This is a genomic window from Phaeovulum molybdatiresistens (assembly GCF_023544865.1).
Lineage (GTDB): Bacteria > Pseudomonadota > Alphaproteobacteria > Rhodobacterales > Rhodobacteraceae > Pontitalea.
The window spans coordinates 1-6,395 of record NZ_JAMJFX010000059.1; the positions used below are offsets into that span (position 1 = coordinate 1).

Sequence of the window (6,395 nt, forward strand, 5' to 3'; positions counted from 1 at the left end):
CCGTCTCACCATGTCCGATCTCCGTTGCCTTGGTCACGATCTTATCTTCGCGTCCACGAAACCGGCAGCAGGCCAGCATCGGGAACCATCCGGCATCCTGGACGTTTGCTCCTGGACGTAAAATTTCGTGACCGCTCTTTGGGCCGGGTGCCGGCGCGGTCGTGCGATCGTCCAGACCGGAGCAACAAAGAGGCCGAGCATGCGCCGCACCTTCAACACGACCACCGCCCTGATCGCCAGCCTGTCGCTGCTGCTGCCCGCGCCGGGCCTTGCGCAAGACGGCCAGCCCGAGGCAGAGCCGATCTTGTGCCCCGACGGCAGCGAGCCGCCCTGTGAGGCCCCGGCCGCCGAAGCGCCCGATCCGGCCCCCGATGCCGCGCCGCTTGAGGCAACCGACGAGGCTACCGGCCCCAATGCCGCGCCCGACGCGGGGGACCAGACCGAGATCCAGCCGACGCTGGAGCCCGATGCCGATGTCAGCCCCGAACCCGCCGCGGATGCGACGCCCGAGGTGACCGCGGCGCCCACGCCCGAAACGGCGCAGGAACCTGAAGCGGCACCGGAGCCGGAAACGACGCCGGAACTTGAGCCGTCCCCGGAACCTGAAGCAGCGCCGGAGGCCGAAACGGCGCCGGAACAGAGTGCGGAGCCCGAGACGGGGTCAGAGCCCGGAGCTATTTCGGAAGCCGTGGAGGAACCGGAAGCTGCGGCGACCGAACCGACCGCCCCCGCCGCGCAAGAGCAGACCACCGAGCCGGTGATCCCGCCCGCTACGGCTCCGGACGAACCGGCCCAGACCGAAGCCGAAGCCCCCGACGAGGCTGCGACCGAGGCCCCCACGCCGGCCGAGGCCGAGGCCCTAGACGAGACCTTGGCCGAACAGATCCCGGCCCTGTCCGAACAGCCCGCGCCCGAAACCGGCACGGCACCGGTGGCAGAGTCGCTGAGCGCGGACGAAGCTTCGACCGAGGCGACCGTGGTCGAGGAAACCGTGACCGAAGAAACCGCGCGCTCGTCTGCCGAAGAGTTCATCACGAACCTTTCCGCCACCGAAAGCACCGCACGCGAACGCGACGACGACGGTCTCAGCGATGGCCAGAAGGCGGTGCTGCTGGGTCTTGGCGCGCTGGCTGTGGGTGCGATGCTGGATAACAACCGCCGGGTCGAGGTGAACTCGGGCGACCGCATCGTCGTCACCAACCCCGACGGCAGCTATCAGGTGATCAAGGACGATAATGCGCTTTTGCGTAAGCCGGGCTCTACCGTGCGGACGGAAACCTTCGCGGACGGCTCGACCCGCACCACGGTACTGCGCGAGGATGGTGCGCGGATCGTGACGCTTTATGACCCGCAGCTGCGCATCATCAGCCGCGTTCGGGTGGAACCGGACGGCCGCGAATATGTCCTGATCGACGACAGCCGCGGGGCAGATCCGGTAGATGTGCGCAGCCTGCCGCCGGCCGCGCCGGCCATGAGTTTCTCCGGCAGTGATGACGAGGAGGCGCTACGCGCGGCATTGCAACGCGAAACGGGCGTGGCCCGCGCCTTCAGCCTGGCGCAGGTGCGCCAGATCGAACCCGTGCGTGCACTGGCCCCGGTGATTGACGTCGATGCGATCACCTTTGAAACCGGCTCCGCGGCGATCCGACCCGAACAAGCGCGCGCCCTGTCACGCCTGGGCCGGTTGGTTCAGGATACGATCGCGCTTAACCCGCGCGAGATATTCCTGGTCGAGGGCCACACCGATGCGGTTGGCGCCGAGGCTTATAATCTAGCGCTCTCCGACCGGCGCGCGGAATCTGTGGCCCTTGCTCTGACCGAATATTTCGGAGTGCCCCCGGAAAACCTGGTCGTGCAGGGCTATGGCGAGGAATTCCTGAAGGTGCCGACCCAAGACGCCGAAAGGGAAAATCGCAGGGTGTCGCTGCGCCGGATCACTGATCTCTTGCGCGTGACCGCTGCGAACTGAGGCCGAACATCGCACCGGACCAACAGGTCCGGTGCTTTCTACTGGGTAACCGGACAGCAGTCGCTGAGCAGGCAGGGGCATCTTGGTGCTACAGCCGTTGGAACGAAATCTGGAATGCCGGTCTCAGTGAATTCGCGATCGTGCTGCCGTCACAGGCCGCCTCGAACAGGCGGAGCAATGTCTCCTCATCGGCCCCGCTCAGCTTTGCGGAAATCCGGGCGCGCACCACGCGCGGTGGATCGCCCGCCAGATCGACACGCGCATCGAGCTGATCGACCCGGAAATCGGGTGCGGTCTCCTGTGCGGCATGGTGCAGGTCGTTCCAGAAACACCCGCCGAGGGAAGCTGCCAGAAGTTCAGCGCCGTTGAAGCCAAGGCCAGAACCGCCGGCGGTTCCCGCAGGACGGTCTGCTATTATGCTGTGGCCATTTGCGCTTCGCCCGAGGCCAGCTCCGGTTTCGCCGACGGTCGAGAAGTTGAACGTGATGCTCCTGCTCATGGCTTCAGGTCCCTTCAGGATGTCCCGTTGCAGCATCGATTACGCCACAGGGCCTGCCATCCGTCAAATCACACATCGAAACAGAAACGGTTCAGATGACGCTCAGCTTCACACCGAATGCGGTCGAGACTTGGCCGCTTGCGCGCCTGCAGCCCTACGTGAAGAACGCGAAGCAGCATGGGCCTGACCAAGTCGCCAGGATCGCCGCCAGCATGGCCGAGTTCGGCTGGACCGTGCCGTGCCTCGTGGCCGAGGACGGCGAGCTGATCGCGGGCCATGGGCGCGTGCTGGCCGCCACGCAGCTGGGGCTGACCGAAGCGCCGGTTATCGTGCTCGGGCACCTGACCGAGGCGCAGCGCCGGGCCTATCGTCTCGCGGACAACAAGTTGACCGAACTCGGCACTTGGGACGAGGCGCTGCTCTCCGCCGAACTGCAGGACCTGCTGGCTGAGGATTTCGACCTGTCGCTGGTCGGGTTTTCCGATGGCGAGTTGGACAAGCTTCTGGCTTTCGACCCGGGCGAGGGTGGTGAGGCGGCTGGTGCCGGGGGCACCGTGCCGCCGGTCGTGATCCCGGAACCGCCGCGCAATCCCGCCTCGCGCACGGGCGATCTCTGGATCCTCGGGGATCACCGCTTGCTCTGTGGCGACAGCACGAACCACGTCGACGTGCGCCGACTCATGAATGGTGAACGTGCGGTGCTGTTCGCGACCGGCCCGCCGTATCTGGTGGATTACGACGGCTCGAACCACCCGACGCGCAACAAGGACTGGTCGCAGTCCTATGGTGTGACCTGGGACGACAGTTCGCAGGGGGCGGACCTCTATGACGGCTTCATCGCGGCCGCTGTCGCCGAGGCAATCGCCGACGATGCAGCCTGGTACTGCTGGCACGCCTCGCGCCGCCAGGCGATGCTGGAAGCCTGCTGGGAAAAGGCCGGTGCCCTCGTCCACCAGCAGATCATCTGGGTGAAGGATCGCGGGGTTCTGACCCGGTCGCATTACCTCTGGAAGCACGAGCCCTGCTTCATGGGATGGCGCCGGCCGCACCGGCCACCCAAGGTGGCGGAAGAAACACTGCCCTCGACCTGGGAAATGCCCAGCTTCTCGAAGGACGAGCGCCCGGACCATCCGACCCCCAAACCACTCGACGCCTTCGGGATTCCGATGCGCCAGCACGTCACCCGCGGCGGGCTCTGCTATGAGCCGTTTTGTGGACCCGGCTCGCAAATCATGGCGGGCGAGGCCAATGGCCGGCGCGTCTTCGCAATGGAAATCAGCCCCGCCTATGTCGATGTCGCCGTGGAACGGTGGCAGGCCGAAACCGGCAAGGACGCGATCCTTGAGGGCGAGGGACGGACCTTCGCGCAAGCGAGGGCTGAGCGGCTGGGGGAGGCCGGGACAGCCGCGCTGCAGGCTCAGTCGGCTGACGCCTCGGCGTAGAAACGGATATCTGCGATGGCGAGGTCGGCCTCGAATTCGCGGCCGATGGCGATCAAGCCGATGCGGCGCAGTCGGCTTGTCCGTAGAGGCTGCTCGGTGCGATGCGGAACGAAGCGGTCGAAGGGCAAACGTAGGGTTTGCCAGGAGGGCCGCGCCTGAAAACTCTGGCGATAGGATTCCCAAGGTCGTGCCAGATCCGTCGTGCGCAGGTGCAAATTGTAGGTCTGGTCATTGCCCAGAACGTCAAGCTGGATGCCGGTCCAGGCGGAGGCATCGACTGGCGCGCCGGCATCTCCCAGATCGAGTGCGAGTTGCAGGAAGCCGCCATTGTTGTCGAGACTGACACCGCCGCTCATGCGAATGGCGGGGCGCCCCGCGACGGTTTCGCGCGACATGCTGCCGGAAGACACGCCGCCCATCACCCGGTCCGAGATCAGGACCCAGCCGTTGCCAGTGATCGCCAACGGGGCGGGACGGCTCAGATCATCAATGATTTCGGTTGCATCGGTCATGCCCGCTTCCTCTCCTTCGCCAGACCTGGATCTAGGCTCGGATGCCCCGCGCACAAGAGCCGTTCTGGAACGCCAGAGCCGGATCGTGTCGCTGGTCGAGGCCGCGACCAATGTGGCCGTGGGCTATTTCCTCGCGATCCTGACACAGATCGTCGTGTTTCCCTGGTTCGGGATCGACGTCGGTGTCAGCACGCACATGACGATCGGGCTCGTCTTTCTCGGCGTGTCCTTGATCCGCAGTTACCTGTTACGCCGGCTGTTCGAGGGGATTGCCGCGCGGCATGGCGCGTGACGTGAATGGCTTGGCGTCACCAGCCCCTGGGTTGCTCTGGTTTGGAAGGGGTATCCGCCGCAAGACGTCATGTCCATTATGGACCGGCTTGGCGCGCCGACATACGAGGACGCGCGGAACGCCAGCACGCCACCTTGCGCGGCATCAGCAACGGACCTGTCCGAAACTCATATCACTTCTGGAAGTGTCTTTGGGCCTGACTCGAAATTTCGGCAAATTCGAACGCGAGCCCCAAGGTTTTCATGACCTGAAGCTTTCGCGGGGAAACCCCATAAAGATCACGAAACAGCTCGATCAGCGCATCCTCTCCCAGTGCTGATTTCTGCAGATACAACTCCATCTGCCTGTCGCGCTTCGCCCCCATTTCGGCGGTGTCCCGATTGCGGATCCGTCTGTCCCATTTCTCTTTCCACTGCGGATAGCTGATGGCGTCGAAATGGCACATGAAGACCCCATTGTTTGGAGTGTAATCGACGATACAGAGGGGCGGCACTGGGATCTCTTGCCTGAAAATACTGTGGATGCCGATCTGGATTCCTTCCAGCCCGGTCTTGATGAACTGCTTTCCTATGGAATGGCCAAGAAGACCGCGGATGAAAAGCGGACCATTGCCCGGATAGAGTGCTCTTGGCAGGAGTTGTGCAAGGTATTTGTTCTGGGGAATCCGAAAATGCCTGGCGCTGAAATCGTCGCTCAACCCGTCTTCCGACAGGAAGATCGCCTCTGCCGATGGGATTCTTACGGCTTCGGGAGGCGTCGGCAATTTCTTGACGGCGTTTTCAATCCGCTTGAAACCGACGATGAATTCATCGGTGTCCACCACCAAGAGCCAATCGGCGCTGCACCTTTCGTAGGCGAGGCCGTAAATGCAACGCTGCCTGGCCTCTACAGTCCCGGGGCGCCCGCCTTCGACGCTGGCCCAGAAAGTTTCATCGCAATGGATGACTGTAACCCGGTCGCCAAAATCCTTGCGGGGTGCATCACCATCATGGAACAGCGTGATCTTGGCGGCACCACTTCGCAAATAGTGATCGAGAAAGAACCGAATGCGGTCCTCGGCTTCGATCGTTAGCGTGACCACCTCATAGTTCAGCATCGCCAGATCCTGACCGTATCGTCAAATCCGTATGGGGATGAAGTTTGTCTGCCAGCCTGCAGCTGCGTCAACCCATCTCGTTTTTCGCTTTGACAGTTTTTGCGGCGCGAGGGAACGCGGGGGAGTGGGATGTCGATGTGCCGACGAATATCGTCGAAGTTCAGGTTCTCGCGATCCTGGGGTAGATCACGGTGGCCCGATCTTTCCGTATCAGCCGCAAGCAGATCACGGCGGTGCTGAAAGGCGATCCGGCGTGAGAAAAAAGGGCCAGCACATGGCTGGCCCAGTGTGACGCAGAGACAGCCGAACGGACAGGGCTGCTCCGGCAGACATCGCGTCAGGGTGTGTCGCGACACATCAGGACTGTGCCGATTACGCGTCAGGCTTCAACGCCGCGAACCAGATCCGGTCGGCCCTGTCGCTATTTCGCAACAAGCCGCCGATTCCGCCAGTTCTCTGGATCGGAAAGAGCGCATGGCTGTGATGAGGGACCATGCTCGGTGGCGCTCTAGCAGGCCGCTGAAGAAGTCGGTTATGCAGAACGGTTTCCTTTCGGCGCAACTGTCCGGGTTTGGCTTCGGGCGC

General features: G+C 63.5%; 6 protein-coding genes. 3 read left to right on the forward strand and 3 right to left on the reverse strand.

The genetic code is table 11. The annotated features are described in order from the left end of the window. The first annotated feature begins 199 nt into the window (after nt 1-199). The gene (locus MXB90_RS17490; protein ID WP_250046695.1) at nt 200-1,969 is read left to right on the forward strand and encodes an OmpA family protein; all 1,770 of its coding nucleotides are present in this window, start codon (nt 200-202) and stop codon (nt 1,967-1,969) included. An 88-nt stretch (nt 1,970-2,057) separates the two neighbouring features. Here MXB90_RS17490 and MXB90_RS17495 read toward each other — a convergent pair whose 3' ends face one another. Further along, the gene (locus MXB90_RS17495) at nt 2,058-2,504 is read right to left on the reverse strand and encodes an OsmC family protein (protein ID WP_250046696.1); all 447 of its coding nucleotides are present in this window, start codon (nt 2,502-2,504) and stop codon (nt 2,058-2,060) included. A gap of 59 nt (nt 2,505-2,563) precedes the next feature. Between MXB90_RS17495 and MXB90_RS17500 the strand changes: the two genes are divergently transcribed. After that, nucleotides 2,564-3,910, forward strand: coding sequence for a site-specific DNA-methyltransferase (locus MXB90_RS17500; RefSeq protein ID WP_250046697.1), 1,347 nt, complete (start codon nt 2,564-2,566; stop codon nt 3,908-3,910). Here MXB90_RS17500 and MXB90_RS17505 read toward each other — a convergent pair. Then, nucleotides 3,886-4,422, reverse strand: a complete 537-nt coding sequence (locus tag MXB90_RS17505; RefSeq protein WP_284040888.1) for a CIA30 family protein — start codon at nt 4,420-4,422, stop codon at nt 3,886-3,888. The two genes, MXB90_RS17500 and MXB90_RS17505, sit on opposite strands and share 25 nt — an antisense overlap. On the opposite strand from MXB90_RS17505, the gene MXB90_RS17510 reads away from it, so the two are divergent. Continuing rightward, the gene (locus MXB90_RS17510; protein ID WP_349665930.1) at nt 4,421-4,714 is read left to right on the forward strand and encodes a DUF7220 family protein; all 294 of its coding nucleotides are present in this window, start codon (nt 4,421-4,423) and stop codon (nt 4,712-4,714) included. The two genes, MXB90_RS17505 and MXB90_RS17510, sit on opposite strands and share 2 nt — an antisense overlap. A gap of 172 nt (nt 4,715-4,886) precedes the next feature. On the opposite strand, the gene MXB90_RS17515 is transcribed toward MXB90_RS17510, so the two are convergent. Next, nucleotides 4,887-5,810 (reverse strand): glycosyltransferase family 2 protein, encoded by a 924-nt coding sequence (locus MXB90_RS17515; protein WP_250046698.1) that lies wholly within the window; start codon nt 5,808-5,810, stop codon nt 4,887-4,889. Nucleotides 5,811-6,395 lie beyond the last annotated feature (585 nt).